The organism is Amycolatopsis sp. NPDC049159 (assembly GCF_040648295.1).
Taxonomy (GTDB): Bacteria; Actinomycetota; Actinomycetes; order Mycobacteriales; family Pseudonocardiaceae; genus Amycolatopsis; species Amycolatopsis pretoriensis_A.
In genome coordinates this window covers 1-24,295 of sequence record NZ_JBEZDL010000022.1, presented here as the reverse complement: position 1 = coordinate 24,295, position 24,295 = coordinate 1, and the positions used below count along the sequence as shown (strand labels likewise).

The 24,295-nt window shown below is 70.4% G+C and carries 27 protein-coding genes; 13 read left to right on the top strand and 14 right to left on the bottom strand.

Annotation, left to right across the window (positions count from 1 at the left end; translation table 11 throughout):
- Nucleotide 1: 1 nt before the first annotated feature.
- Nucleotides 2-310: a hypothetical protein gene (locus AB0B33_RS34980; RefSeq protein ID WP_360779820.1), complete on the top strand. Its 309-nt coding sequence runs from the start codon at nt 2-4 to the stop codon at nt 308-310.
- A 41-nt stretch (nt 311-351) separates the two neighbouring features.
- Here AB0B33_RS34980 and AB0B33_RS34975 read toward each other — a convergent pair whose 3' ends face one another.
- From AB0B33_RS34975 to AB0B33_RS34945, 7 genes are all read right to left on the bottom strand, one after another.
- A complete protein-coding gene (locus tag AB0B33_RS34975) occupies nt 352-1,605 on the bottom strand; it encodes a peptidase C39 family protein (protein WP_360779817.1) in 1,254 nt (417 codons plus the stop codon).
- Nucleotides 1,606-1,676: 71 nt separating this feature from the next.
- On the bottom strand, nt 1,677-2,078 hold the full coding sequence (locus tag AB0B33_RS34970) for a PaaI family thioesterase (RefSeq protein WP_360779814.1): 402 nt from the start codon (nt 2,076-2,078) through the stop codon (nt 1,677-1,679).
- Between the two features lie 55 nt (nt 2,079-2,133).
- On the bottom strand, nt 2,134-3,858 hold the full coding sequence (locus AB0B33_RS34965; protein ID WP_360779811.1) for a TIGR03767 family metallophosphoesterase: 1,725 nt from the start codon (nt 3,856-3,858) through the stop codon (nt 2,134-2,136).
- A 406-nt stretch (nt 3,859-4,264) separates the two neighbouring features.
- Complete coding sequence (locus AB0B33_RS34960; protein WP_360779808.1) at nt 4,265-5,080, bottom strand: carbohydrate ABC transporter permease; 816 nt, start codon at nt 5,078-5,080, stop codon at nt 4,265-4,267.
- The gene (locus AB0B33_RS34955; RefSeq protein WP_247018034.1) at nt 5,077-5,973 is read right to left on the bottom strand and encodes a sugar ABC transporter permease; all 897 of its coding nucleotides are present in this window, start codon (nt 5,971-5,973) and stop codon (nt 5,077-5,079) included. The genes AB0B33_RS34960 and AB0B33_RS34955 overlap by 4 nt, the downstream gene beginning before the upstream one ends.
- Nucleotides 5,970-7,235, bottom strand: coding sequence for a sugar ABC transporter substrate-binding protein (locus AB0B33_RS34950; RefSeq protein ID WP_360779805.1), 1,266 nt, complete (start codon nt 7,233-7,235; stop codon nt 5,970-5,972). The genes AB0B33_RS34955 and AB0B33_RS34950 overlap by 4 nt, the downstream gene beginning before the upstream one ends.
- A 122-nt stretch (nt 7,236-7,357) precedes the next feature.
- Nucleotides 7,358-8,986 (bottom strand): long-chain fatty acid--CoA ligase, encoded by a 1,629-nt coding sequence (locus tag AB0B33_RS34945; RefSeq protein WP_360779802.1) that lies wholly within the window; start codon nt 8,984-8,986, stop codon nt 7,358-7,360.
- A 434-nt stretch (nt 8,987-9,420) separates the two neighbouring features.
- Here AB0B33_RS34945 and mihF point away from each other — a divergent pair, with 434 nt between their 5' ends.
- Nucleotides 9,421-9,732 (top strand): integration host factor, actinobacterial type, encoded by a 312-nt coding sequence (gene mihF, locus AB0B33_RS34940; RefSeq protein WP_026468624.1) that lies wholly within the window; start codon nt 9,421-9,423, stop codon nt 9,730-9,732.
- Between the two features lie 82 nt (nt 9,733-9,814).
- The gene (locus AB0B33_RS34935; protein WP_360779799.1) at nt 9,815-11,032 is read left to right on the top strand and encodes an isochorismate synthase; all 1,218 of its coding nucleotides are present in this window, start codon (nt 9,815-9,817) and stop codon (nt 11,030-11,032) included.
- A 105-nt stretch (nt 11,033-11,137) separates the two neighbouring features.
- Here the strand turns inward: AB0B33_RS34935 and AB0B33_RS34930 are convergent, their stop codons facing one another.
- Nucleotides 11,138-11,824 carry a 4'-phosphopantetheinyl transferase superfamily protein gene (locus tag AB0B33_RS34930; RefSeq protein WP_360779796.1) on the bottom strand — a complete coding sequence of 229 codons (687 nt, stop codon included), beginning with the start codon at nt 11,822-11,824 and terminating at the stop codon, nt 11,138-11,140.
- Between the two features lie 130 nt (nt 11,825-11,954).
- On the opposite strand from AB0B33_RS34930, the gene AB0B33_RS34925 reads away from it, so the two are divergent.
- Complete coding sequence (locus tag AB0B33_RS34925; protein WP_247018045.1) at nt 11,955-13,124, top strand: acyl-CoA dehydrogenase family protein; 1,170 nt, start codon at nt 11,955-11,957, stop codon at nt 13,122-13,124.
- Nucleotides 13,125-13,196: 72 nt separating this feature from the next.
- Here the strand turns inward: AB0B33_RS34925 and AB0B33_RS34920 are convergent, their stop codons facing one another.
- From AB0B33_RS34920 to AB0B33_RS34905, 4 genes are read right to left on the bottom strand one after another with little or no spacing between them, the layout of a single operon-like run.
- Nucleotides 13,197-13,517 carry a hypothetical protein gene (locus tag AB0B33_RS34920; protein WP_247018046.1) on the bottom strand — a complete coding sequence of 107 codons (321 nt, stop codon included), beginning with the start codon at nt 13,515-13,517 and terminating at the stop codon, nt 13,197-13,199.
- A 58-nt stretch (nt 13,518-13,575) separates the two neighbouring features.
- Nucleotides 13,576-14,211 carry a TetR/AcrR family transcriptional regulator gene (locus AB0B33_RS34915; RefSeq protein WP_247025498.1) on the bottom strand — a complete coding sequence of 212 codons (636 nt, stop codon included), beginning with the start codon at nt 14,209-14,211 and terminating at the stop codon, nt 13,576-13,578.
- Entirely contained in the window at nt 14,208-15,758 is a 1,551-nt protein-coding gene (locus AB0B33_RS34910) for an ATP-dependent acyl-CoA ligase (RefSeq protein WP_360779792.1), read from the bottom strand. The genes AB0B33_RS34915 and AB0B33_RS34910 overlap by 4 nt, the downstream gene beginning before the upstream one ends.
- Nucleotides 15,755-16,492, bottom strand: coding sequence for an enoyl-CoA hydratase/isomerase family protein (locus AB0B33_RS34905; protein WP_360779789.1), 738 nt, complete (start codon nt 16,490-16,492; stop codon nt 15,755-15,757). The genes AB0B33_RS34910 and AB0B33_RS34905 overlap by 4 nt, the downstream gene beginning before the upstream one ends.
- 100 nt (nt 16,493-16,592) lie before the next feature.
- Here AB0B33_RS34905 and AB0B33_RS34900 point away from each other — a divergent pair, with 100 nt between their 5' ends.
- Complete coding sequence (locus tag AB0B33_RS34900; RefSeq protein WP_360779786.1) at nt 16,593-18,176, top strand: amidohydrolase; 1,584 nt, start codon at nt 16,593-16,595, stop codon at nt 18,174-18,176.
- Between the two features lie 4 nt (nt 18,177-18,180).
- Here the strand turns inward: AB0B33_RS34900 and AB0B33_RS34895 are convergent, their stop codons facing one another.
- Nucleotides 18,181-18,501, bottom strand: coding sequence for a hypothetical protein (locus tag AB0B33_RS34895; RefSeq protein WP_360779783.1), 321 nt, complete (start codon nt 18,499-18,501; stop codon nt 18,181-18,183).
- 55 nt (nt 18,502-18,556) lie between these two features.
- Here AB0B33_RS34895 and AB0B33_RS34890 point away from each other — a divergent pair, with 55 nt between their 5' ends.
- The 6 genes from AB0B33_RS34890 (at nt 18,557) to AB0B33_RS34865 (ending at nt 23,243) form a co-directional block, all read left to right on the top strand.
- Nucleotides 18,557-18,997: a GNAT family N-acetyltransferase gene (locus AB0B33_RS34890; RefSeq protein ID WP_247018052.1), complete on the top strand. Its 441-nt coding sequence runs from the start codon at nt 18,557-18,559 to the stop codon at nt 18,995-18,997.
- 40 nt (nt 18,998-19,037) lie between these two features.
- Complete coding sequence (locus AB0B33_RS34885) at nt 19,038-19,721, top strand: metal-dependent transcriptional regulator (protein ID WP_247018054.1); 684 nt, start codon at nt 19,038-19,040, stop codon at nt 19,719-19,721.
- Nucleotides 19,722-20,045: 324 nt separating this feature from the next.
- On the top strand, nt 20,046-20,864 hold the full coding sequence (locus tag AB0B33_RS34880; RefSeq protein ID WP_360779778.1) for an LLM class flavin-dependent oxidoreductase: 819 nt from the start codon (nt 20,046-20,048) through the stop codon (nt 20,862-20,864).
- Nucleotides 20,865-20,936: 72 nt separating this feature from the next.
- Nucleotides 20,937-21,281 (top strand): transcriptional regulator, encoded by a 345-nt coding sequence (locus AB0B33_RS34875; RefSeq protein ID WP_247018059.1) that lies wholly within the window; start codon nt 20,937-20,939, stop codon nt 21,279-21,281.
- 33 nt (nt 21,282-21,314) lie between these two features.
- Nucleotides 21,315-22,373, top strand: a complete 1,059-nt coding sequence (locus AB0B33_RS34870; RefSeq protein WP_360779775.1) for an alcohol dehydrogenase catalytic domain-containing protein — start codon at nt 21,315-21,317, stop codon at nt 22,371-22,373.
- Between the two features lie 249 nt (nt 22,374-22,622).
- Nucleotides 22,623-23,243 carry an alpha-ketoglutarate-dependent dioxygenase AlkB gene (locus AB0B33_RS34865; protein ID WP_360779772.1) on the top strand — a complete coding sequence of 207 codons (621 nt, stop codon included), beginning with the start codon at nt 22,623-22,625 and terminating at the stop codon, nt 23,241-23,243.
- Here the strand turns inward: AB0B33_RS34865 and AB0B33_RS34860 are convergent.
- A complete protein-coding gene (locus AB0B33_RS34860; RefSeq protein ID WP_360779769.1) occupies nt 23,240-23,812 on the bottom strand; it encodes a helix-turn-helix domain-containing protein in 573 nt (190 codons plus the stop codon). The genes AB0B33_RS34865 and AB0B33_RS34860 overlap by 4 nt on opposite strands.
- A gap of 78 nt (nt 23,813-23,890) precedes the next feature.
- Here AB0B33_RS34860 and AB0B33_RS34855 point away from each other — a divergent pair, with 78 nt between their 5' ends.
- Both AB0B33_RS34855 and AB0B33_RS34850 read left to right on the top strand, forming a co-directional pair.
- Nucleotides 23,891-24,061, top strand: coding sequence for a hypothetical protein (locus AB0B33_RS34855; protein ID WP_360779765.1), 171 nt, complete (start codon nt 23,891-23,893; stop codon nt 24,059-24,061).
- Nucleotides 24,049-24,273 (top strand): hypothetical protein, encoded by a 225-nt coding sequence (locus tag AB0B33_RS34850; protein WP_360779762.1) that lies wholly within the window; start codon nt 24,049-24,051, stop codon nt 24,271-24,273. The genes AB0B33_RS34855 and AB0B33_RS34850 overlap by 13 nt, the downstream gene beginning before the upstream one ends.
- The last annotated feature ends 22 nt before the right edge of the window (nt 24,274-24,295 follow it).

The window sequence follows — 24,295 nt, the reverse complement described above, 5'->3', positions numbered from 1 at the left end:
CGTGGAAGCACGGCACGCGGGTGTCACGTCGGCGAAGCGGCAGGGGGAGACCGACGACCGGCTGCACAACGTCGTCATCTGGCGCGAGACGCCGTTCTTCACCGAGCCGGAGCGGACGGCGCTCGCCCTGACCGAGGCCGCGACCCGGATCCAGGACGGCCGGCCCGGCGTCACCGACGAAATCTGGGCGGCCGCCGCCGCGCACTTCGACGAGCCGCAGCTGTCGGCGATCGTCCTGAACATCGCGCTCACCGGCTTCTTCAACCGGATCAACCGCGCGATCCGCGAGCAGGCGGGCAAGGCCTGGTAAAGCCGTGAAGGCCACATCCCCGGGGATGTGGCCTTCACGGACTACGCCGGGGTGATGATGTACGCGACGCCGCCGGGGCCGCCCGCCACCGTGCCGTCCGCGCGGTAGCGCTTCGTCCGCTGCCAGATCTTCTCGAACTGGTCGCGCTTGTAGACGTTCCGGACGCGGTCGTTGCTGCTGGCCGCCGGGTCGTTGGCGATCACGTCGCCGTCCTTCGTGAACCCGACGACGACCATGATGTGCCCCGCCGTCCCGTAGCCGGCGCCGTCCAGCTCCGAAGCCAGGAACGACTGCGACGTGATCACCGGGATGCCGCGGGCGATGTAGTTCTCCAGCTCGTTCAGCGAGTGCAGCCGCGTGATGTGCCCCTTGAGGCCGCGCGACGCCGCGTAGGCGGTGTTGAACGGCCAGTTCCCGGTGCCGTCGTAGGCGTGGTCGTAGGTGTAGCGCGCCGCGAACGCCACCTGCGGGTCGACGTAGTCGGCCGGGATCCACGACATCTCTTCGGCGGACGGCTTCTTGCCCCAGTACTCGGCCACCATCTCGGTCGACGTCGGGCTGCACCAGGCTTCGCCGCCCCCGCCGTACTGCGGGAACTGTCCCTTGTGGAGGTTCTGCGCGTACGCGGGCACCTTCAGCTCGATCCCGGTGGCGCGCCCCGGCTTGGTCGGCTGCACCTCGAAGCGGTCCGGCACGGCGGACGTCATCGCGCCCAGCAGCGACACCGACGGCGTCGCGCCCGAGCCGGCTTCGCGGTAGAGGCTGATCCGCAGCTTGTACGACTTCAGCGTCACCCCGGCCTTCGTGACCAGCGTGTCGACGTCGACCAGCGCGTTCGCGTCGTCCTGGCCGTCGACGCTGGTGCGCAGGATGTCGGCGTCCCCGCCGGCCCAGCGGCCCATCACGTACCAGCCGGTCTGGGCGCCCGCCGACGTCCGGCCCTGCGCTTCGACCTGCAGCCACGTCTTGGCCGGCGTCTTCGCGTTCCAGGACGCGACCAGCTGCGTCGCGCCGAAGCCCTGCCGGTACGAGGGCGACGTCCACTGGCTGTACTCGTACGTCCGCGTGGTGCCGAGCTCCGGCTCGGTGTGCTGCACCGAGCCGATCGGGCGCGTGATGCGCAGGCCGTCGCGGGTCAGCGCGAGCCCGGCGAAGTCGCCTTCGTGGAAGCGGCCGCCGGTCCACTCGTGGTAGTCGACGGCTTCGTCGTCGCGCGGCCCCGCTTCGGCGACCTGAACGGTTACGGCTGTCAGCACGACAACCGACAGTAATGTGAACAGACTGCGTACCCGCATCGCGGCTCCTCGCTCGACCCACCCAGTAGGCGAGGATTTTCGCCGGTCCGGCGAGGTATGTAAACAGGTACCTACAGGACGGCCTGGGTCTGTGTCACTTTCGCGACCAACTTGCCGTCGTCACCGTGGATTTCCGTCTCCACCACGACGAACTTGCGCCCGGCGTGCAGTGGTCTGGACGACGCAACGGCGTAGCCCGAACGCACCGCGCGCAGGAAGTTCGTCTTCGACTCGACGGTGGTCGTGCCCTGTCCGCCCTCGGGCAGGTTGAGGAACGCGCACACGGCGCCGGTCGAGTCGGCCAGCGCCATGAGCGCGCCCCCGTGCAGCGCACCGCCGAGCGTGCAGAGGCTCTCGTCCCACTTCAGCCGGCTGCGGACGAGCGCGGGCCCGTGCTCCAGCACCTCGACGCCGAGGCGTTCGGAGAACGGCATGGAGCGGTGGAAGAGCTGCGTGCCCTCGGGATCGGTCATGCGGCCCAGCCTGCCGGAACCCCCCGCCGCCGGTCGATTACCCCGCAAGTAGTCGTCAGGCGAGCGGGTTGACCAGGAGCAGCTCGGTGTTGTGGTCCGCGGCCGCGCCCACGCGGCCCGGGTCGGTGTGGATGTCGTTGTAGGACAGTTCGCGGTACAGCGACGCAAGCGCTTGCGGCGTCCGGTCCCCGTAGTCGACGGCGTACGGCGCCTCCGCCTCGATCAACGTCGTGAACAACGACAACGTGCCGTCCGCGTTGTCCGCGACCTCGACGATCCGCGCGTGCTGCGGGAAGTCGACGTGCGACGCGGTGTTGATCTCCCAGAAGCCCTGCTTCGGGGTGCCGCCGGCGTGCGCCGTGATCTGGTTGCGGTGCGTGTGACCGTTGACCCAGGCCAGCACGTTCGGGAACCGCTTGAGCAGCGCCACGAACGCGTTGCCGTCCAGGCGCGGGTCGAGCAGGTGGCGCGAGTCCGGCAGGAGGTTGCCCATCGAGCCGCTCGTGTGGTGGCTGAACAGGATGAACAGCTCGTCGGTGACCGAATGGGTGACCTTGCGGCCGAAGAAGTCGTAGTACGCCGAGCTGTTGCGCTTGAGCGTCGACTCCACCCAGTTGTACTGCGCGAGCCCGATCGAGCCGTCCGCGAACCCGGCGTCCGTGGTCGTGTCGAGGCTGATCCCGGTGATGCCCGGGGCGATCCGGAACGTGTAGTAGACGTTCTTGCCGTCCGCGTTGGCGCTGCTGAAGCCGTGACCGACCGGGCCGGGGCCGGTGTTGGCCGCGTCGAGGTGCGCGCGGACGAACTCGCCGGTCGTGAACGGGCGGCGCCGCGCGTCCGGCGTGATCTCGCGGATCGTGCCGGAGCCGCCGAACAGCTCCGCGACCGGAATGCTCGAACCGGGCTTCTGGATGGCCGCCGCGAGCTTCTTCGCGGTCGTCTTGTCCTTGCCGATCACCTTGTACCTGCCGGTGTACCAGGCATCGATGCCGGGGATCTGGGCCGGCAGCGAGCCGACGATGCTGTCGTCGTGGTTGCCGAAGGTGCAGAACCACGGCACGTCCAGGCCTGGCGCGGTGAACGTCTTCAGCGCCGCTTCGAGCAGGCCCGGCAGCTGCGGGAAGCCCTTGGCCGAGTAGTCGTCACCGACGCCCGGGATCGACGGGTTCCAGTACTCCTTGTTGCCCGAGCTCTGGACGCCTTCGTACGCGTTCGCGTCGCCGGAGTTCGGCGTGACGCTGCCGCCGTTGAGGACCTTGAGGAACCAGTCGAGCTCGATCAGCTCGTGGTTGTCGGTGTTGTCGCCGGTGGTGACCATGAGGTCGAACGGCCGCCCGGTGAACGGGCCCTGCCGCACGCTGTTGACGCGCTCGACCAGCGCGCTGGTGGCGACGGTGCCGAGCGCCTCCTGCGGCCGGTGCGCGGAGCCGATGAACGGGTGCAGGTACTCGAACCGCGCGGGGCTCTCGGTGTCGGTGATGTGCAGGTCGGTGAACTGCACGAACGCGCTGAGCGCGCGGCGGCGGTCGTCGCGCCCGGTCTGCGGCGCGGCGAGGTCGCTCCGGACGACCAGCGGCCAGCCGGGGCCCGCGGACAGCCGCGAGTAGCCGGTGCCCGACGCGGTCGCGACCTGCTCGAGCGTGGTGCCGGTGGTGCTGACCGACCGCGTGCCGGTCAGCCGCAGCGCGCGGTCGAGGGCGTTCGCGGTGGGCGTGCAGAGCAGGAGCCCGAGACCGGCGGCGCCCGCGGTGGCGACGGTGCGCCGGGTGAGTTCGGCCATGGTTGTTCGCTCCCCAGTCTTCTCGGTTGCCAGCACCGTGCCGGACGTCGATGACCGGACGGTGAACGTGACATTTCGAGCTACCCTGTCACGGGCGTCGGGGTGGGTGTACCGCCGAAGGTCGTGGTCATTTCAGCCGCGCGGCGAGACCGTCGAGGACGACTTCGGCGTCCGGTGCGAAGAGGTCGTCGGCGGTGGTGCGGGCGAACGCCGGGCCGAGCGCCTTGACGGCGGGGAAGCCGTCCCGTCGATCTCGAACGCGTCCTCGCAGACGGCTTCGGCGAGCAGGTCGAGGAGCTGCGCCTTGTCCTTGACGTGCCAGTACGACGACCTGGCGGCGCGCGCGGCTTTCCTGGCCGGCGCGCCGCTGCCCGACGGCTTCTCGACCGGGCTCAGGCTGGTGGGTTCAGCCCGTCAACCCGGACTCGGTCACGCCGCGCACCAGGTACCGCTGCAGGAACGCGAACAGCAGCACGATCGGCAGGATCGACACCGCCGCCGCCAGGAACAGCAGGTTCAGCTGCGGGTTCTGCGCCGTCAGCAAGCCCGACAGCGCCACCTGGACCGTCCACGAATCGGGGGACTGGGCGATGATCAGCGGCCACAGGAACGCGTTCCAGCTGCCGATCACCGTGATGACCGCGATCGCCGCGAAGAACCCCTTCGAATTCGGCACGACGACCCGCCAGAACACGCCCCAGCGGCTCAGCCCGTCCATCCGCCCGGCCTCCTCCAGCTCGCGCGGGAAGTCCAGGAAGTACTGGCGGAACAGGAACACGCTGAACGCGCTGAACAGCCCGGGGATCACCAGGCCGCGGAAGTCCGACAGCCAGCCCAGCGACGAGACCACCACGAAGCTCGGCACGAACGTCACCGACGTCGGGATCATCAGCGTCGCCAAAACCGCGTAGAACACGATCTTGGTGTGCCGGTACGGGATCCGGGCCAGGCCGTAGCCGGCCAGGGAGCAGAGCACCAGCAGGCCGACCGTCTGCAGTGCCGCCACGATCGCCGAATTGAGCAGGCTGCGCGCGAACGGGACGTCCTCCGAGGAGAACAGCTTCGAGAAGTTCTCCCAGTGCACTGTGGACGGGAAGAACGTCCACCCGGGAGCGGTGATTTCCGCCCGTGACGCCAAACCGTTGCGCAGCAGCAGGTAGAACGGCAGCAGGAACAGGATCGCCGCGACGCTCAGGAAAATCCACCGGAGTACCGCCCTCATGCCGGCCTCCCGAAGCGCAGGACGCGGCCCTGCAGCAAGGTCACGAGCGCGATGATCAGCGCCAGGATCACCGCGCCCGCGCTGCCGCGGCCGAGGTCCTGGCCGCCCGAACCCAGCGACGTGTAGTAGAGGTAGACCAGGGGTGGCCGGGCGAAGGGCGGATAACCGCGGCTGTCGCCCATGATGTTGTAGAACTCGTCGAACGCCTGGTACGCGTTGATCAGGTTCAGCAGCAGCACCGCCACCGCCGTCGACCGCAGCTGCGGGAGCGTCACGTACCGGAACACCTGCCAGCCCGGCTTCGCGCCGTCGAGCCAGGCCGCCTCGTAGAGGTGCTGCGGGATCCGTTGCAGTGCCGCGATGAACAAGATCATGTAGAAGCCCAGCTGCAGCCACAGCCGGGCGGTCACCAGCACGATCCAGTACAGCGGCGGGTGCACCGTCCCGGTCCACGCCACCGGGTCCACGCCGAAGACCGACAGCACCGAGTTCGCCAGTCCGTACCGGACACCGGAGAACAACGACGTCTTCCAGATCAGCGACGCCACGACGTACGAGCACGCGAACGGCAGGAAGAACACCGACCGGAAGAACGCCCGCGCGAACCGCAGCCGGTTGACGCCGAGCGCCAGCGCCAGCGACAGCACGAACGTCAGCGGCACGATGAACACCGCGAACACGCTGAACGTGCCCAGGCTCGACAGGAACGGCTCGTCGGTGAGCATGTGCCCGTAGTTGTCCAGCCCGACGAAGTCCGTCGGGGTCACGGTGTTCCGCGCGTCGAAGAACGACAGGTACGCGCTCCAGCCGATCGGGAGGTACGCGAAGACCGCGAGCCCGAGCAGGAACGGACCGACGAAGAGCCAGAAGGCGCGCGCGTCGCGCCGCTTCATCCGAACAGGCGCTTCAGCTCGGACTGGACCACCCCGACGGCCGTCTTGACCTGCGCCGCCGGGTCCGCGCCCTCCTTCGCGATCTTCGCGGCCGCGTCGGACAGCGCCGTGTTCGCCTGCTGGGTCCACACGGGACCGCCGACGAGGTGGCTGTTCTCCTTGACGAACCGGGCCGCGTCGGCGGCCGGGCCGTTCTTGAGGTTGTCCGCGCGGTCGATCAGGCTTTGGCGGGCCGGCACGTGGAAGCCGAACTTCGTCGCGAACTCCAGCTGGTCGTCGGTCTTGTCGACCCACAGCCACTTCACGAACGCCTTGGCCTCGGCGACGTGCGCGCTCTTGGCGTTGACCATCGCGCCGTACGCGCCGACCGGCACCGACGGCGCCCCGCTGCCGTCGAGCTTGGGGAAGGGGAGCACGCCGAAGTCGTCGTCGAACGCCGAGCGGATCTTCGGCACGTTCCACAGCCCGGTCCACTGCATCGCGGCGAGCCCGTCGACGAACGCACCGGGGTCCGACCAGTCGGCCGGCGCGCCGAGCAGCAAGGATCCGTTGGTGTTGAGCGTGTGCAGCTTGCCCAAGGCGGTCGCGGCGCGCGGGTCGTCGAAGCCGACCTCGCGGTTGCCGCTCTTCAGGTAGTCGAGGCCCGCCGACCACAGCAGCGGGCCGGTGAGCACGCCGACGCCGCCGTCGTTGCCCGCGAAGAAGCCCTTGACGCCGTCCTTCGTGAGCTTTGCGGCCGCGTCGATCAGCTCGTCGACCGTCTGCGGCGGCTGCACGCCGGCCGCCTGCAGCAGGCTCTTGCGGTAGAAGAGCACCTGCGTGTCGGTGGCCTGCGGGATGCCGTAGACCTTGCCTTCGACGGTCTGCGCGGCGAGCACGGCCGGGCTGAAGTCGGCCTTCACCGGCGCGATGACGTCGTCGAGCGAGACGACCTGGTTCTGCCGCACCCAGTCGATCTTGACCTGCGCCTCGAAGACGTCCGGCACCTTGCTGTTCTGCAGCGCGGTGACGATCTTGGAGTCGTAGTCGCCGGGGTTCCACTGCACGTTCACGCTCGCGCCGGGGTAGCTCGCCGCGTAGCGCTTCACGGCTTCCTGGACGCCGTCCTCACCGTACGCGTGGTACCACTGCTGGAGCGCGACCTTGGGTGCGTCCGACGGCGGCGGCCCGGCCGAGTAGGCCGTCGAGGGCGGCGGGTCGCCCTGCCGCCCGGTGTTCGACCCGCACGCCGCCGTCAGCGCGCCGACGCCCGCCAGTGCCATGAACCTGCGCCTGTTATGCATCCCCAGAACCCCTTCGTGAAGTCCGTGAAGGCCACCTTGAGGAAGACAGAGTTCCTCAAGGTGGCCTTCGCGAACATGAAGACTCGCCGGAGATTTACCCGTTAGAGCTGGGCGATGTCGAGCTTTCCCTCGGAGTAGGACGCGCGGATGCGCTTCTTGTCGAACTTGCCGACGCTCGTCTTGGGGACTTCGTCCACGAACGTCCAGTTCTCCGGCAGCTGCCACTTCGCGACCTTGTCGCTCAGGAACTCGCGCAGCTCCTCGGGCGTGGCGGTCTGTCCCTCCTTGAGCACGACGGCGACCAGCGGCCGCTCGTCCCACTTCTCGTCGGGGATGCCGACGACCGCGGCTTCGGCGACGGCCGGGTGGCCCATGACCTGGTTCTCCAGGTCGACCGAGGAGATCCACTCGCCGCCGGACTTGATGACGTCCTTGGCGCGGTCGGTCAGCGTCAGGTAGCCGTCGGCGCTGATCTTGCCGACGTCGCCGGTGCGCAGCCAGCCGTCGTGGAACTTGTCCGGGTCGACCTGCGAGCCGCCGAAGTACGAGCCGGCGATCCACGGCCCCTGGACCTCGAGCTCGCCGACGGCCTCGTTGTCCCAGGGGAGCACCGTGCCGTCGTCGTCGAGCAGCCGCGCCCGCACGGACGCCGGGAAGCGGCCCTGCGTGTAGCGGTAGCGCCAGGCCTCGTCGCCGGTCGCGGCCGCGGGCGGGCGCGCGACGCTGCCCAGCGGCGACGTCTCCGTCATGCCCCAGGCGTGCAGGATCGAGACCTTGTGCTTCTCCTGGAACGCGTGCATCAGCGACGGCGGCACCGCCGACCCGCCGACCACGACTTCGCGCAGGTGGGAGATGTCCTGCGGGTGGGCTTCGAGGTGGGCGAGCAGGCCCTGCCAGACGGTCGGGACCGCGCCGGCGAACGTCGGCTTCTCGGCGGCGAGCAGCGCGGCGAGCGGGGCCGGCTGGAGGAAGCGGTCCGGCATGACCAGGGACGCGCCGACCATCAGCGCCGCGTACGGCAGGCCCCACGCCATGGCGTGGAACTGCGGCACGATGGCCAGCGCCTTGTCGCTCTGCGCGAGGTTCATGCTGTCGCTCATGCAGACCTGCATCGAGTGCAGCCAGATCGAGCGGTGTGAATAGGCGACGCCCTTGGGGTCACCCGTCGTGCCCGACGTGTAACACATCGCGGCCGCGGAGCGCTCGTCCACCTCCGGCCAGTCGAAGGTGTCCGGCTGGGCGGCCAGCAGCTCGGCGTAGGCGTGCACCTGGACGCCGTCCGGGGCCTGCAGGGCCGCCGCGTCGCCGTTGGCCACGATGACGTGCCGGACGGTCTTGAACTCGGGCAGCTGCTTGGCCAGCAGCGGGACGAGCGTGCCGTCGACGATGACGACCTGGTCCTCGGCGTGGTTGGCGACGAACGTCAGCTGCTCGGGGAAGAGCCGGATGTTCAGGGTGTGCAGCACGGCACCCATCGCCGGGACGGCCAGGTAGGCGGCCAGGTGCTCGGCGTTGTTCCACATGAACGTGCCGACGCGCTGGTCGCCGGTGACGCCGAGGCTCCGCAGCGCGTTCGCGAGGCGGGCGGCGTGGCGGCCGAGCTCGCCGTAGCTCTCGCGACGGGCTTCTGAACCGGTCCAGGTGATGACTTCGCTCGCCGAGTGCACCGACGTGCCGTGGCGGAGCAGGTTCGCCAGCGACAGCTGGCCGTCCTGCATGGTGCTCAACATGGTCGCTCCCGGGGGTTGTTCGCCGGTGAACTGGGGTTGGGCCGACTCTAGTGCGGATCGGGTGAAGCGGGCATGGTCAACAACGGCTCCGTTCGGTCACGGTCGTCGCGCGATCGGGGGACGACCGGACGATGATCAAGATCATCAATTTCCCGCCTTTTCCTTGCGGACAAGGAAATGCGCCGGGTAACGGAGGCTCCACTTCCGGGTGAGTTGTGCCACGCGGACCGCTGATTGGGAGCGTTTCCGCAGGCCGGAGCGGGTTGCCCGGTATCACCTCCGGGGGTAATAAGTGCGTGTCGGTTGCACGGCCGCGAAGCCGGTGGCGTTTACTGGGGCCGTGGCAAGAGACGGCTGAGCAGCGCTTGCAGGAGCAAGCACTCAGAAAAGCTGTCGGCCGCGAAAGCGGAGACCTGAGAGGAAAGGACACTACGTTGGCTCTGCCTACGTTGACTCCGGAGCAGCGCGCTGACGCCTTGGCCAAGGCCGCCGAGGCTCGCAAGGCGCGTTCGGAACTGCTCGCGTCGATCAAGTCCGGCAAGGAGAGCATCGAAAAGGTGCTCAAGCAGGCCAAGGAGAACAAGACCATCGGGAAGACGAAGGTCACCCAGCTGCTGAAGGCCGTCCCCGGCCTCGGCGCGGTGAAGGTCGCCGCCCTGCTCGAGCAGGCCGGCATCGACCCGGACCGGCGGGCCGCCGGCCTGGGCGAGCGCCAGCGCGAGGCGCTCATCGACGCGCTCAAGTAGCCGTCACCAGGAGCTCCCGCGAGGGGAGTGTCGCTCGCGACACTTCCCTCGCGGATCTCCCGAAGCCTGGGACGCTGGAGTGGTGAGTTCTCAGTCTTCTGGGGCCGAGCCCCAGGCCCCGGCCGGGGGACAAGCCCCCCTGGACCCCCCGAAAGCGGTCGGTCCGGCCACCCCGGTTGACCTCGCCGCCCGCTACCAGCGTGGCGACTTCCTCTTCACGACGGCCCAGCGCGCACTCCTCGCGCAGGGCAAGATCCGGACGGTCACCGAAACGGACCCCCGGCGGCTCGCTTCGGCGATCCCCGGCGTCCTGGCCGAGACCGGAGCCCCACTGGCCGTCGGCGTCCTGCCGTTCGACACCGGGCCCGACACGAAGGTGCCGGGCCACCTCGTCGTGCCCCGGACCGTCCACCGCGCCGAAGGGGCACCTTCGCTGCCGCGTGAGGTCCTGCCGGCGCCCGTCCGGGTGCGCGCCGTGCCGTCACCCGAGCAGCACATGGCCGGCGTGCGGGCGGCGGTGGACGCGTTGGCTTCGCGGGACCTGCGCAAAGTCGTCCTGGCCCGCGCGCTGGACCTCGAGTTTTCGGTACCGGTGCCCGCCGAGCGCATCGTGCGCAACCTGGCGGTCGGCAACCCGCGCCACTTCACGTACGCGGCCGAGCTGCCCGGCGGCCGGTCCCTGGTCGGCGCCACCCCCGAGCTGCTGCTGCGCCGCACCGGCCGCACGGTGTTCTCGTCCCCGCACGCGGGCTCCATGCCGCGTTCGCCCGACCCGGCGACCGACCGCGCCAACGGCGAGGCGCTGCGGACGTCCCGCAAGGACCAGCTCGAGCACGCGGTGGTCATCGACTACGTCGTCGAGGCCCTGCGGCCGTTCTGCCGCACGCTGGACGTCCCGGCGGGCCCGGAGCTGGTCACGACGCCGGCGATCTGGCACCTGCGCACCCCGATCACGGGCGAGCTGATCGACCCGGAGGTGACGGCCCTCGACCTGGCGGCCGCCCTCCACCCGACCCCGGCGATCTGCGGCACCCCGACGGAGGGGGCCCGCGAGCTGGTCCAGGAACTGGAGCCGTTCGACCGCGACTACTACGCGGGAGCGGTCGGCTGGGTCGACGCAACGGGCGACGGCGAGTGGGCGGTGGCGATCCGCTGCGCGGAGATCGCGTCGACATCGATGCGGCTGTACGCGGGCGGCGGCATCGTGGCGGCCTCGGACCCGCAGTCGGAACTGGACGAGACGACGGCGAAGTTCCGGACGCTGCTGGCGGCGATGGGCCTGGAGGACTCGCTCGGCTAGCCGGCCGGCGGGATCCAGGGGGTCGTCGCTGGGCGGTCGCCTGGCGTAGCCACTGCTACCGGCGCGCGCCGGATCGCCGACGACGATGGGTCTCGCGGGTGTCGCTTAGGGAACCCAGTGCTCCTCGGTCACCGAGAGCTCCTCGGTCGTCAGCACCGCGATGGCCGCCCGGTAGCCGTCCGCCGCCTTCAGGTCCACCAGTCGCGTACGCGCCGGGTCAAGCGCCGCGTCCCCGGAAGACACCAGCTGGGCCGGTTCGTCGTAGCGGGAGAACGTGATGCTCTGCAGTGGGATGCGCAGGCCCTTGCCCGTGGCCTTCATCACCGCTTCCTTGCGCGTCCAGTAGACGAAGAACGCCGCCGCCTTCTCGTCCGGCGCGAGGCCCGCCAGGTGGGCTGCCTCGGCCGGGCTCAGCGCGTACTCGATCAGGCCGTCGTCCGCGCGGCGGTTCGCCGTCTCGACGTCCAGGCCGACCGGGACCGACGGGGTTGCCGCGAGGCCGATCAGGTCGCCCGAGTGGGAGATCGACAGCGTCAGGTCCGCGCCCGGGACCCGGGGCCTGCCGTGGGGCTTGCCGCAGTCTTCGCAGGTCGCGTCGAACTTCACCGTCTCGGGGGTCAGGCCGAGGCGCTCCGCCGCCACCGTCTTCGCCAGCACGCGGCCGGTCAGGAAGCGGCGCTTGTCGGCGTCCTGGCGGTACGCCCCGAAGCGGTCCTGCTCGACTTCGTCCAGCAGGCGCAGGAAGCGCTCTTCGGCGGGCAGCGGCGACGACCAGCGGACCACGATCTCCATCACCCCTCCGATCCTTCCGGGCGCCCGGGCGCTTGTCACGAATTCGGGCGCAGGTCTGGGGTAATCCACCTCTCACGGGGTACCCTGAGGTAAGCAAGCGCTTAGCCAGTGTCGGAGGAGCAGCTCACCCATGGATTTCTCTCTCAGCACCGAAGAACGTGAAGTGCGCGACTGGGTCCGCACGTTCGTCCAGCGGGAGCTGATCCCGCTCGAGCAGGAAGTCCTCCGCCGCGAGCGCGCGCACCAGCCCGGCCTCACCGGCGAGGAGCTGAAGGACCTCCAGCTGAAGGCGAAGGAGTCCGGCTTCTGGGGCGTCTTCACGCCCGAGGAGTACGGCGGCATGGGGCTCTCCGCCGTGATGGCCGCGCTGCTGGAGGCCGAGCTCGGCCGCACCTTCGTGCCGTTCCGCTTCGGCGGCGCCGCGGACAACATCCTGTTCCACGCCAACGACGAGCAGAAGCAGACCTACCTGCTGCCGACCATCTCGGGCGAGCGCAAGTCGTGCTTCGCGATCACCGAGCCGGGTGCCGGGTCGGACGCGAAGGCCATCCGCACCACCGCCCGCAAGGACGGCACCGACTGGATCATCAACGGCGAGAAGACCTTCATCACCGGCGGCAACGAAGCCGACTTCACCATGGTCTTCGCGATCACCGACCCGGAGAAGGGCGCCAACGGCGGCGTCACCTGCTTCCTCGTCGACCGCGAGGCCGGCTGGAAGTCCGAATACATCGACACCATGGGCGAGTGGGGCCCGGCGTCGCTGATCTTCCAGGACGTCCGCGTGCCCGAGACGCAGATCCTCGGCGAAGAGGGCCGCGGCTTCGAACTCGCGATGCAGTGGATCGGGCAGGGCCGCTACCTCCTGCCGGCCCGCGCGATCGGTTCGTGCGAGCGGCTGATCTCCATGGCCATCGAGCACGCCAACACGCGCGAGACGTTCGGGCAGAAGATCGCCGAACGCCAGGCCATCCAGTGGATGATCGCCGACTCCGGTGTCGAGCTCGAAGCGCTGCGGTGGCTGGTGTTGAACGCCGCCTGGCAGGTCGACCAGGGCATCGATTCGCGGCACGCGCAGTCGATGGCGAAGCTGTACGGCGGCCAGAAGGCCAACGAAATCGTCGACCGCGTCCTGCAGATCCACGGTGGCATGGGCTACACGCGGGAGCTGCCGATCGAGCGGTGGTACCGCGAGCTGCGGCTGCTGCGCATCTACGAAGGCACCGACGAGATCCAGCGCCGCACCATCGCGCGCAACCTCCTCAAGGGGCACGTGAAGGTCGGCGGCGTCCTGGGCTGAGCCGCCAAGCGCGTGAAGCCGTCAAGGCCGCCGATTCCCGGCGGCCTTGACGGCTGTTCGGCTGCGTACTGCTTACTGCTTGTTGCGAATGGCGATCGGGACGCCGGCGAGGTCCTCTTCGTTGCACAGGAGCTTGACGTCGTAGTACGGCGAGCCCTGGCGGTCGTCGTAGTCGAGGTGGATGGCCAGGACGTCGAGGGGTTCGCCCAGCCACTCCTGCGCCTGCCGGAGCCAGGTGGAGCACCGCTCGAGGGCGGTGGGGAGATCGTCATCGCGGAACTCGACGGGGCGATAGGGCACATCCTGCACCTGATCGCGGGGGTGTGCCGGCGCCGGGAGGCCCGGCGCGAGACCCGAGTCGTCCAGTTCCAGTTGGATCGTTTCCTCAGTCACCCTTCGAGCGTCCCCCACGCACGCCGTCTGGGCAAGGCGTACACAGGTAAAAGCGCCGCTAAACGGACACCCCCCACTCTTTCGCGACGATTTCCCGGCACCGCCGGAAGTCGGTCCGGCCCGGCGTGGACGGGCAGCCCAGCGCCCTCGACACCAGCTCCGCGTAGTGCTCCGCGAGCTGGTCCAGCGCCAGCGGGCCGCGCGGGGAGTACCAGCGGGCCACGCCACTGCACATCTCCAGCAGTGCGAGCCGCGTCACTGCCGGGTGTTCGGTGTGGAACACCCCCGCCGCGACGCCTTCGTCGATCGCCGCCGCCCACAGGCGTTCGTACGCGTCCCGCAACGCCACCACCGGCTCGCGCGCGGCCGGCGACAGGACGTCGACTTCGTTGTCCACCACGCGGGTTTCCGCCGGACCGACCGCGTGCGCGAGCACGTGCAGCGCGACCAGCGTGCGCAGCCGGTGCACGGGATCGCCGCCGCCCGCCGTAGCTTCGCGGGCCGCGTCCAGCAAGCGGTTCAGCGCGGTGTGCATGATCTCGGCGAGAAGATCCTCTTTGGTGCCCATGTAGTGGTACAGGCTCGCCGACGAGAGTTCCGCCTCCTGCGCCAGATCCCGGATGCCGGTGCCGTGGAAGCCCTTGGTGGCGAACAGCTTCACCGCCGCCGCGCGGACGCGCTCCCGGCTGCTCACAGCCATGTTCCCGCCTTCGCGTCCCACGACCCGGCGCGCGGGTCGGCCACCTTCCGCAGCTCGCCCTTGGCGACCCGCTCGGAAGGCGTCATCGGCAGCGCGTCGGCGAACGCCCAGAACCGCGGAACCTTGAAGTAGGCGAGCTTTCCCGCGCAGAACTCGGCCAGTGCGGCCGGTTCGGGCCGCTCGCCGTCGCACACGACGTACGCCTTGATCTCCTCGCCGCGCAGTTCGTCGGGCACCGCGACGACGGCCGCCAGCTTGATCGAGGGGTGCAGCAGCAGCGCGCGCTCGACCTCGTCCGCGGAGACGTTTTCGCCGCTGCGGCGGATCATGTCCTTGGTGCGGCCGACGTAGTAGACGCGGCCGGCGTCGTCCAGCCGCGCGAGGTCGCCGGTGTGGAACCAGCCGTTCTCGAACGCTTTCGCCGTCGCTGCGGGATCGTCGTGGTAGCCGTGCATCAGCCCGATGCCGCGGATCAGCAGCTGTCCGGTTTCGCCGCGCGGCAACGGCTTCCCGTCGTCCCCGGCGACCATCACCTCGCGGTCGCGGCTCGGCCGCCCGATGCAGCCGGTGCCGACGGTCTCGTCGTGGTCGGCGGCGGTCATCCGGATGTCGCCGCCGGTTTCGGTCATCCCGAACGCCTCGTACCACGGCACGCCCCAGCGCGCCTCCAGCTCGGCGTGCAGCTCCCGCGGGATCGCCGACGCGCAGATCGCGCGGACGCGGTGGTCGCGATCGGCGGCCGACGGTTCCTGGCGCAGCAGCAGCGTCGGCATCAGGCCGAGGCAGTAGAACCAGGTGACGCCGTGCTCGCGGACCTTCGCCCAGAACGTGCTGGGGTGGAACCGGTCCAGCACGACGAGCGTGGCGCCGCCGGCCAGCCCGAGCGCGACGTTCCACTGTGGATCGATGTAGTGGAACGGCTGCGCGGTCAGGAGCACGTCGTCTTCGCCGACGGCGGGGAAGTCGGTGGCCAGGCCGACGGCGAGCGTCGTCCAGTAGCGGTTCGGCAGGACGCAGCCCTTGGGCGCGCCGGTGGTGCCCGAGGTGTACTGGATGTTCACCGGCAGTTCGGGCACGGGGGTGAAGGCCGCACTTTCACGTGAAAGTGCGGGCCCCAGGTGCGCACTTTCACGTGAAAGTGCGGCTGGGGTGATGACCTCGGTGAGGCCGATCCGGTTGAGGAGGCCGGTGAACTCCGGCGCGGCGATGGCCAGCTTCGCGCCGGAATGGCGGAGGACGTGGGCGCCGTCGAACTCCTGGTAGTTCGTGTTGACCGGCACCAGCAGCGCGCCGATCTTCGCCAGCGCCAGCCAGAGCAGCGGGAACTCCGGCTGGTTGCGCAGCATCACGGCGACCCGGTCGCCCGGGCCGATCCCGCGTTCGGCCAGTGCCGCGGCGATCCGCGAGCTTTCGCGGTCGACGTCGGCGAAGGTGAAGCGCCGGTCGTGCTCGTCGAACACCCACGCCGTGCGCTCCGGCCACAGCGCGGCGGCGCGCGTGACGAGCTGGGCCAGCGTGCCGAGCTCGGCGAGCGGCGTCACGTCCGGCTCCGGAAGGCCTCCGTGGACGCGGCGACCGCGGCCGAGGTTTCGGTGATGAGCGCGTGGCTGACCTCGAGTTCGAGCGCCGGCTCGATGTCCGTGCTCGCGTCGAGGACGCGCTTCGCCATGGCCGCGGCCGCCGGCGGGTGCTCGGCGATCCGCTTCGCCCAGCTCAGCGCCTCGGCCTGGAGCTGCTCGGCGGGCACGGCGGCGTTGACCATGCCCAGCTCAGCGGCCTTGCGGCCGTCGAAGCGCTCGCCGAGCAGCAGGAGCTCCTTCGCCTTGAGCGGGCCGACGAGCAGCGGCAGCAGCCGCGACGCCGCGCCGGTGACGCTCAGGCCCAGCGAGACCTCGGGAAACGCGAACACGGCGTCCTCGGCGGCCAGGATCAGGTCGCAGCCCAGCGCGAACTCCGCGCCGGCGCCGATCGCGTAGCCGTGCACCGCCGCGATCACCGGCTGGCGCAGCCCTCGCAGCCGCCGCGTGACGTCCTGGAGCCGGTCCAGCCGCGTCCGTGAGTCACCCGCGGGGGTGGGTTCCTTGAGGTCGTGGCCCGCACAGAACGCGCGCCCGTTCCCGGACAGCACGACGACGCGGGCGTCGCTGCGGGCGGCCGCGTCGAGGGCGGCGAGGAAGTCGTCGACCAGGACGGCGGCGACCGCGTTGAGCCGCTCGGGCCGGTTCAGCCGGATCTGCGCGATGCCGTCCTCGACGGCGAAGTCCACGGTGGGCATGAGGGCGATGCTAGACGTTCGATCGATCGATCGATAGCCTTCGAATGTCCAGCGGCGCGGAGCGCCTCCGTTGAGGGTGGCGGTGGGGAGGAAGGCGGAGATGCGGGTCGACACGGTCTTCGAAAACGCCACGGTGTGGACGGGCGCGGGCGTCACCAGCGCACTCGCCGTGTTGCACGGCCGGGTGGTCGCCCTCGGCGACGACGCCGTTTCGCTGTCGGCGCGTTCGCGGGTCGACCTCGGCGGCGGGTTCGTCGTGCCCGGCTTCCACGATGCCCACAACCACATGGCGTGGTTCGGGATGGGCCTCGACGACGTCCCGCTCGGCGGCTGCCGCAGCGTCGAGGAGGTCTACGACGCCGTCGCCGCGCGCGCCGCGACGCTGCCGGCCGGGAGCTGGGTGGTCGGCAGCGGGTACGACCAGAACAAGCTCGCCGGCGGGCACCCCGACCGGCACGGCCTCGACCGCGCCGCGCCCGGGATGCTCGTGCGGCTCAAGCACACGTCAGGGCACATGACCGTGGTCAACTCGGCCGTGCTCGACCAGCTCGACCTCGCGCACGTCCCGGTCGGCGGCGACGTCGTGCACGCCGACGGCTCGCCGACCGGCCTGCTGCGCGAGCAGGCCCAGCTGCTCCTGCGGCCGCTGACGTACCCGACGCCGGTCGCGCGGGTCGTGCGCGGGCTCGCCCGGGCGTCCGAGCAGTACCTGGCCGAGGGCATCACCAGCGTCCAGGAAGCCGGGATCGGCGGCGGCCTGGTCGGCGAGACACCCGCCGAGCTGGCCGCCTACCAGCAGGCGCGCGACTCCGGCGTGCTGCGCGTGCGCAGCACGGTGATGGTCGCCGCGAGCGTGCTGCACGACCTGCCCGACGACGCCGGCTTCGGCCTCGACCTCGGCCTGCGCACCGGCCTCGGCGACGAGTGGCTGCGCGTCGGCCCGATGAAGTTGTTCGCCGACGGCTCCCTGGTCGGGCGCACCTGCGCGATGCACGACCCGTTCGACGGCGAGCCGGACAACGTCGGCTACTTCCAGGTGCCCGAGGACGAGCTCGCCCGCACGATCCGCCGCGCCCACGAGGCGGGCTGGCAGATCGCGACGCACGCGATCGGCGACCGCGCGATCACCGTCGTCCTCGACGCCTACGAAGCCGCGTTGGCCGCTTCGCCGCGCACGGACCACCGGCACCGCATCGAGCACTGCGCGGTGCTTCAGCCCGCGGAGCTGACCCGGCTCGCCTCGCTCGGGCTGCTCGCCTCCCCACAGGGACGGTTCGTCAACGAGCTCGGCGACGGCATGCGCGCCGCGCTCGGTGAGTCCCGCGTGCCGTGGTGCTACCGGCTGCGCAGCGTGCTCGACGCCGGCTGCGTGCTCCCCGCGTCCTCGGACCGGCCGGTCGTGAACGGCGCGCCGTTGCTCGCGCTCGCCGACATGGTTCGGCGGCGCACGGCGTCAGGCGTCCCCTTCGCGCCCGAAGAGGCGTTGACGCCGGAGCAGGCGTTGCGCGCGTACACGTACGGCTCGGCCTACGCGACCTTCGCCGAGCGTGACCTGGGCACGCTCGAGCCCGGGAAGCTCGCCGACTTCGCCGTGCTGTCCGGATCGCCGCTGGCGGAGTCCGCTTTGGACGGGCTCAGCGTGCGGGGCACCGCCGTCGGCGGCGAACTGCGTTATCAAGCGTGATGACTCACTTCCTTCCCACGAACTCGAGTGCTTCTTCCGCCAGCGCGGACCACGGCTGTGGTGACGCCGCGCCCAGCGCCAGCCACTCCTTCATCGGCGTGCCCTTGTTCGCGTCGAACCGCACGCCGTGGCCGCCCTCGACCAGCTCGTCCACCCTGGCCTCGGGCAGCTTCAGCACCAGCTGCCCGCGGACGAACATCGCGAAGATCCGCCCGTGGGTGCGCAGCGCCGTGCGCCCGAACCCGCCGGTCGCGCCCGGTGGCGTGATGCCCGGGCGTCCGGTGAACTCGTCGACCAGGTCCTCGAACCTGCCTTCTGGTGACATCGACCACCTCCGAGCCCGACAGTAACGACCACCACCGACAGAAACGGGAGGCGAGATGCCCGTCCGCGACGCCGTCTTCGAAGACATCGAGGAAATCTGCGCGCTCATCGAGGAGCACGCCGTCTACGAGGACAACCACGACCTGAAGCTCGACCGCGCCGAGATGAGCGGGCACCTGTTCGGGCCGGACCCGAAGGCGTGGGTGCTGCTCGCGACCCCGCCCGGCGAGCCCGGGACCGTCGCCGGCTTCGCCTTCTGCAGCTGGAACTTCTCGACGTGGGAGGCCCGGCCGGGCATTTGGCTGGACGACCTGTTCGTCCGCCCGGCCCACCGCCGCCACGGCCTCGGCGGCGAGCTGCTGGACGAACTGCGCAACCGCACGACCGGCCGCGTCGAGTGGGACATGCAGGAGGGCAACGAAAAGGGGCAGGCGTTCTACGCCCAGCTGGGCGCCGAGCCGGTCCCCGGCTGGATCCGCTACCGCTGGCGGCCGTGAACTTTCACGAGAAAGAACCCCGCACCGTAAAGTATGCGGCATGGGAGATGGTTCGGTCCGGAGGTCCTCGTCGGTCGAGGACTACGTCCGGGTGATCTACGGCCTGGTCGAGCGGGGTGAGGCGGTCACCAACACGTCACTCGCCGGCCGGCTGGAGGTCAGCCCGTCCTCGGCGTCGGGGATGGTCACGAAGCTGTCCCAGCTCGGCCTGGTCACGCACGTGCCGTACCGCGGCATCGAGCTGACCGCCGACGGCAGGCTCCTGGCGCGCTCGGTGCTGCGCCGGCACCGGCTGATCGAGACGTACCTGGTCTCGGAGCTCGGCTACACGTGGGACGAGGTCCACGCGGAGGCGGACGCGCTGGAGCACGCGGTGTCCGACCGGCTGGTGGAGCGCATCGCGGCGAAGCTCGGCAACCCGGTGCGCGACCCCCACGGCGACCCGATCCCGGCGCCCGACGGGAGCGTGGAGGAGCTGTCGGTCCGGATCCTGGACGACCTCGAGCCGGGCGCGGTCGGCGAGATCGTCCGGGTGTGGGACACGGACCCGGAACTGCTGAGGTACCTGACGGAACACGCGATCAACCTGGGCGAACGCATCGAGGTGGTGGAGCGGCAGCCGTTCGGCGGCCCGATGGTGGTGAAGGTGGGTTCGCCTCCGGATGCGGCTACGCACGCGATCGGCAAGGAGATCGCGCAGGCGTTGTCGGTCACGCTGCGCTAGCTCCCGATCGAGAGCTGGAATCCCGCGCGCTCGGCTTCGCCGGCGTCCTTCCACAGGGTGCCGCGGTTGCTGTTCCCGACGTGCACGCCGTAGCGGTCCGCGCTCGGCACGTCGGCGAACGTTTCACGAGGGTGACCTGGGAGCCGGCGCTGAGCCGTTGACCGAGGTGCCAGCGGTGTGAAGACAACAGTCAGACCGGTGGTGGGCGCGGCGGCGAGCAAGGCGCCGGTTCGTGACCAAGCGTTATGACGTCGAAGCGCGTACGCGCGGGTGACGCCCTGAAGCGGATGTGGTGACCCACCCCCACCCACGACCATGGGCCGCATGAAACCCTTCCGCTTCGGTATCGTCGCCGGCTTCGCGCCCGACCTCACCGCCTGGACCGCCCAGGCGCGGCGGGTCGAAGAGCTCGGGTACGACACCCTCCTCGCCACCGATCCCGTCGGGACCTCCGATCCCTTCGTCCTCCTCGGTGCCGCCGCCGCGGTCACCACGCGGCTGAGGCTCGGCACCTTCGTCCTCGCCGATCCCTTCCGGGACGCGCGGGCTCTCGGCTGGCAGGCGCAGACGCTCCACCGGCAGACCGGCGGTCGCTTCGAACTCGGGCTCGGTGTCGGGCGGCCCGGCGCCGAAGAGCAAACCCAGAGCCTCGGGCGGGAATTCCCCTCAGCGGGTGAGCGCGTCACACGGATGGCGGAAACCATCGCGTACCTCAAGCGGACCGCCGACCGGCCGCCGTTGGTACTTGCCGGCGGGGGGCCGAAAATGCTCGCGCTCGCCGCGCAAGAAGCCGACACCGTCACCTTCACCTGGGCGCCGAAAACGACCGAAGCCGAAGCCGGGTCCATTGTGGATCGATTCCGTGCGCTCGCCGGGTCCCGGCTGCCGGACATCGAGCTGGGGCTGAACCTGATGGCCGTCGGTGACGAGCCGTCGCCGGGGATCGCGCGCTGGGCCGGGGTGGACGTGCCCGAACTCGTCGCGGCCGATGCCGTCACCGTACTGCCCGAAGACCCTCGCCTGGCAACGGAAAAGCTTCTCCGGTGGCGGGAGCGGTGGGGGATTTCCTACGTCACGATCAACTCCGGCTACGCGGAACCGTTCGCCCCCATCGCCGCGGAGGCGCGCACGGCAGGTGGGTGAGTGGTCTTCCGATCTTGCGGACCTGAGCCTACGCTCCAATGTTCGTATTCGGGAGTGCTTCGGAGCGTTGTGATGACCGGTCAGCGAACACGCACGATCGACCGGGGGGAACAGGCAGAGCTGAGCCAGCTGCTCGCCGCGGGCCCGTTCGACGTGGCCTTGCGAGCGGCGATCCGGGCCCGTGGGCTCGGGCTCGATCGGATCCGCTATCGCTTGCGTGGCAGGGGAACCGTGGTCAGCCTGGCCACCCTCAGCCACTGGCAGTCCGGGCGGTGCCGCCCGGAACGCGCGGAATCCTTGGAGGCCTTGCGGAATCTCGAGGACATCCTGAACGTGCCGGACGGCTCGCTCAGCAGGCTCCTCGGGCCACCGCGGGGGAGAACGCGGTTCCACGCGCAGCCGCCGCCGCTCAACTGAGCGACCGCAAGGGAAACACGTAGGCTCGCGGCCATGCGAGCTGTCGTGATCGAAGAGTTCTGCGCTCCGCCCGTCGTGCGGGACGTGCCGGAGCCGGTGGCGCCGCCGGGTGGTGCCGTGATCGAGGTCGACGCGACCGGCGTGTGCCGCAGCGACTGGCACACCTGGCAGGGTCACGACACCGCCGTGACGCTGCCGCACGTGGCCGGGCACGAGCTCGCCGGCCGGGTCGTCGCGCTCGGCGAAGGCGTGCGCGGGTGGGCCCTCGGCGCGCGCGTCACCGTACCGTTCGTCTGCGCGTGCGGGACCTGCGCCCAGTGCGCGCGCGGCGACCAGCAGATCTGCGACCGCGAGTTCCAGCCCGGCGCGACGCACTGGGGTTCCTTCGCCGAGCGCGTCGCCATCGGGCACGCCGAGACGAACCTGGTGGCGCTGCCGGACTCGATGGGCGCCGCCGAAGCCGCCGCCCTCGGCTGCCGGTTCGGCACGGCGTTCCGCGCGGTGCTGCGGCAGGGCCGGGTCACCGCCGGGCAGTGGGTTTCGGTGTACGGCTGCGGCGGCGTCGGGATCTCCGCCGTCCTGCTGGCGGTCGCCGCGGGCGCCGAGGTGGTCGCCGTCGACGTCTCGCCGGCGGCGCTTGAGCTCGCCGCGAAGTCGGGTGCGGTGCTGACCGTCGACGCGTCGGCGTTCGACGGCCCGGAAGCCGTCGCGGCGCACGTGCGCGAGCTGACCGGCGGCGGCACGCACGTCTCGCTCGACTGCCTCGGGTCGCCCTCGACCTGCGCCGCGTCCGTCGGCAGCCTCCGCAAGCGCGGGCGCCACGTCCAGGCCGGCCTGATGCCGCCGTCGCAGGGCGTCGCGCCGATCCCGATGCACCGGGTCATCGGCGGCGAGCTGGAGCTGGTCGGCATCCACGGGCTCCAGGCCCACGAATACCCGGAGCTGCTGCGGGTCGTCGAGACGGCCGGGATCGACCTCACCGCGCTGATCGGGCGCCGGATCGGGCTCGACGACGTCCCGGCCGCGCTGGCCGGGATGAACGACCCCGTGCCGGCGCGGGCGGGCGTCACGGTCGTGACGTTCGGTGACTGATCCGCGGCGCCCTGGTCAAGTGACCCGTTCGTAGCTGATCCACGCTGGCGTTGTGACATTCAGGTGTGGGAACGTCTTTTCCATGGTGGCCCAGGGCGAGGGGATTCGGCCGCAGGAGCGTCCCGTTGGTCCGTTGGGACGGCTCCTGCGGCAGCTCATCACCGCGGACGTCACGTTCCGCGGTCACCACCTCGTGCCCTCGATGATCACCGAACGTGCGCGACGGGAGCTTCCGGCACAATCGAGGTGATGGACGCCCTCCTGCCGCGCCCGCGCGCCGAGATCGCGCCCGGCGCGGTGCACCTGCCCGACTGGCTCGGTTTCGACGAGCAGCGCGAGTTCGTCGCGGCCTGCCGCGGCTGGTCCGGCTACCGCCACACCCGCCTGCCGAACGGCGGCCTGATGTCGGTGAAGTCCGTCTGCCTCGGCTGGCACTGGTACCCGTACGGCTACTCGCGCACCACCGGCGAGGGCGAGCCGGTGCTGCCGTTCCCGGACTGGCTGGGCGACCTCGGCCGCCGCGCGCTGGCGGCCGCGACCGGTGAGCAGGCGTACGAGCCGGACGTCGCGCTGGTCAACTTCTACGACGCCGCCGCGAAGATGGGGCTGCACCAGGACAAGGACGAGCGCAGCCTGGCGCCGGTGGTCTCGTTCAGCCTCGGCGACGCGTGCGTGTTCCGCTTCGGCAACACCGAAACGCGCGGCAAGCCGTACACCGACGTCGAACTCCGCTCGGGCGACGTCTTCGTGTTCGGCGGCCCGTCCCGGCTCGCGTACCACGGCGTCCCGAAGACGCTGCCCGGCACGGCCGACCCGGCGCTCGGCCTGACCGGGCGGCTGAACATCACGCTGCGGGTGTCCGGGCTCTAACCTTCGTCTTCCTCCGGCACGACGATGAGCCGGACGGCGATGGCGCGCGAACCCTCCGGGTGCTGCCCCGGCTCGCTGACGTACTTCCAGACCAGGTTCTGGTACTCCTCGACGAACGAGGCGGCCTGCTCCTTCGTCAGGGTCAGCCCTGAGCGGTGGATCTGGTTCCAGCCGTCCGCGCTGTCGTAGCCGGCGTACGCGCGCGTGACCAGGCCCAGGTCGTGGCTCAGCTTCAGCGCGCCCAGCTTCATCGCGGCCTCGCGCTCGTCCGGCGTCATCTCGAGGCCCGGCGGGGTGTGGATGTCCTTCGCCAGCGACTTCCACCAGCGCTCGCGGCCGTCGCCGCGGTCCTCGATCTCCGCGATCAGGTCGAGGTCGGCGAGTTTGCGCAGGTGGTAGCTCGTCGTCCCAGTGCTTTCGCCGAGGGCCTTGGCGACGCTCGTCGAGTTCGCTTCGCCGTGTTTGCCCAGGTAGGACAGGATGTCGCGGCGCACCGGGTTCGCGAAAGCCTTGTAGAAGGCCTTGAGATCCGCGCCGGTGAGCACGCGCTTCTCGGGACGTTGGACCATGGCCGGAGCGTACTACAGAGACTGTTTGCAAAAAATCTCTGCAATCGGCTACCTTGGATCGGGAGATCGGGGGTCACGATGAAGAAGCTGTTCTGGGCGGCGGGGTTGTGCCTGCTGGCCACGGCCTGGCTGCTCGGCCGCGAGGATCCGCGGACGCCGTTCGCCGCGATCGGTACGGCGACGCTGCTGCTCACCAACGCCTGGTTCGACGTCGTCACGGCCGGCGGTGCCCGCCCATGTCTGAGCTGAGCCCGCGGCTGCGCGACGAGATCGACGACCAGGTCGCGGAAGCCCTCGACGCTTACCTCGCCGAGCGGGGCGACGTCCACCGGGCCCGCCGCGTGTGGCCGCTGTGGCTCGCGATCGCCCTCACCAACCTCACCTGGCTGGTGGTCGTGAGTGTTCTGGGGGGGGGTGAGCGGCCAGGAGCCCCCACCAATATTGAAGTTCACACAGTGTAAAGAAATGAAAAAAAAAAGAGAG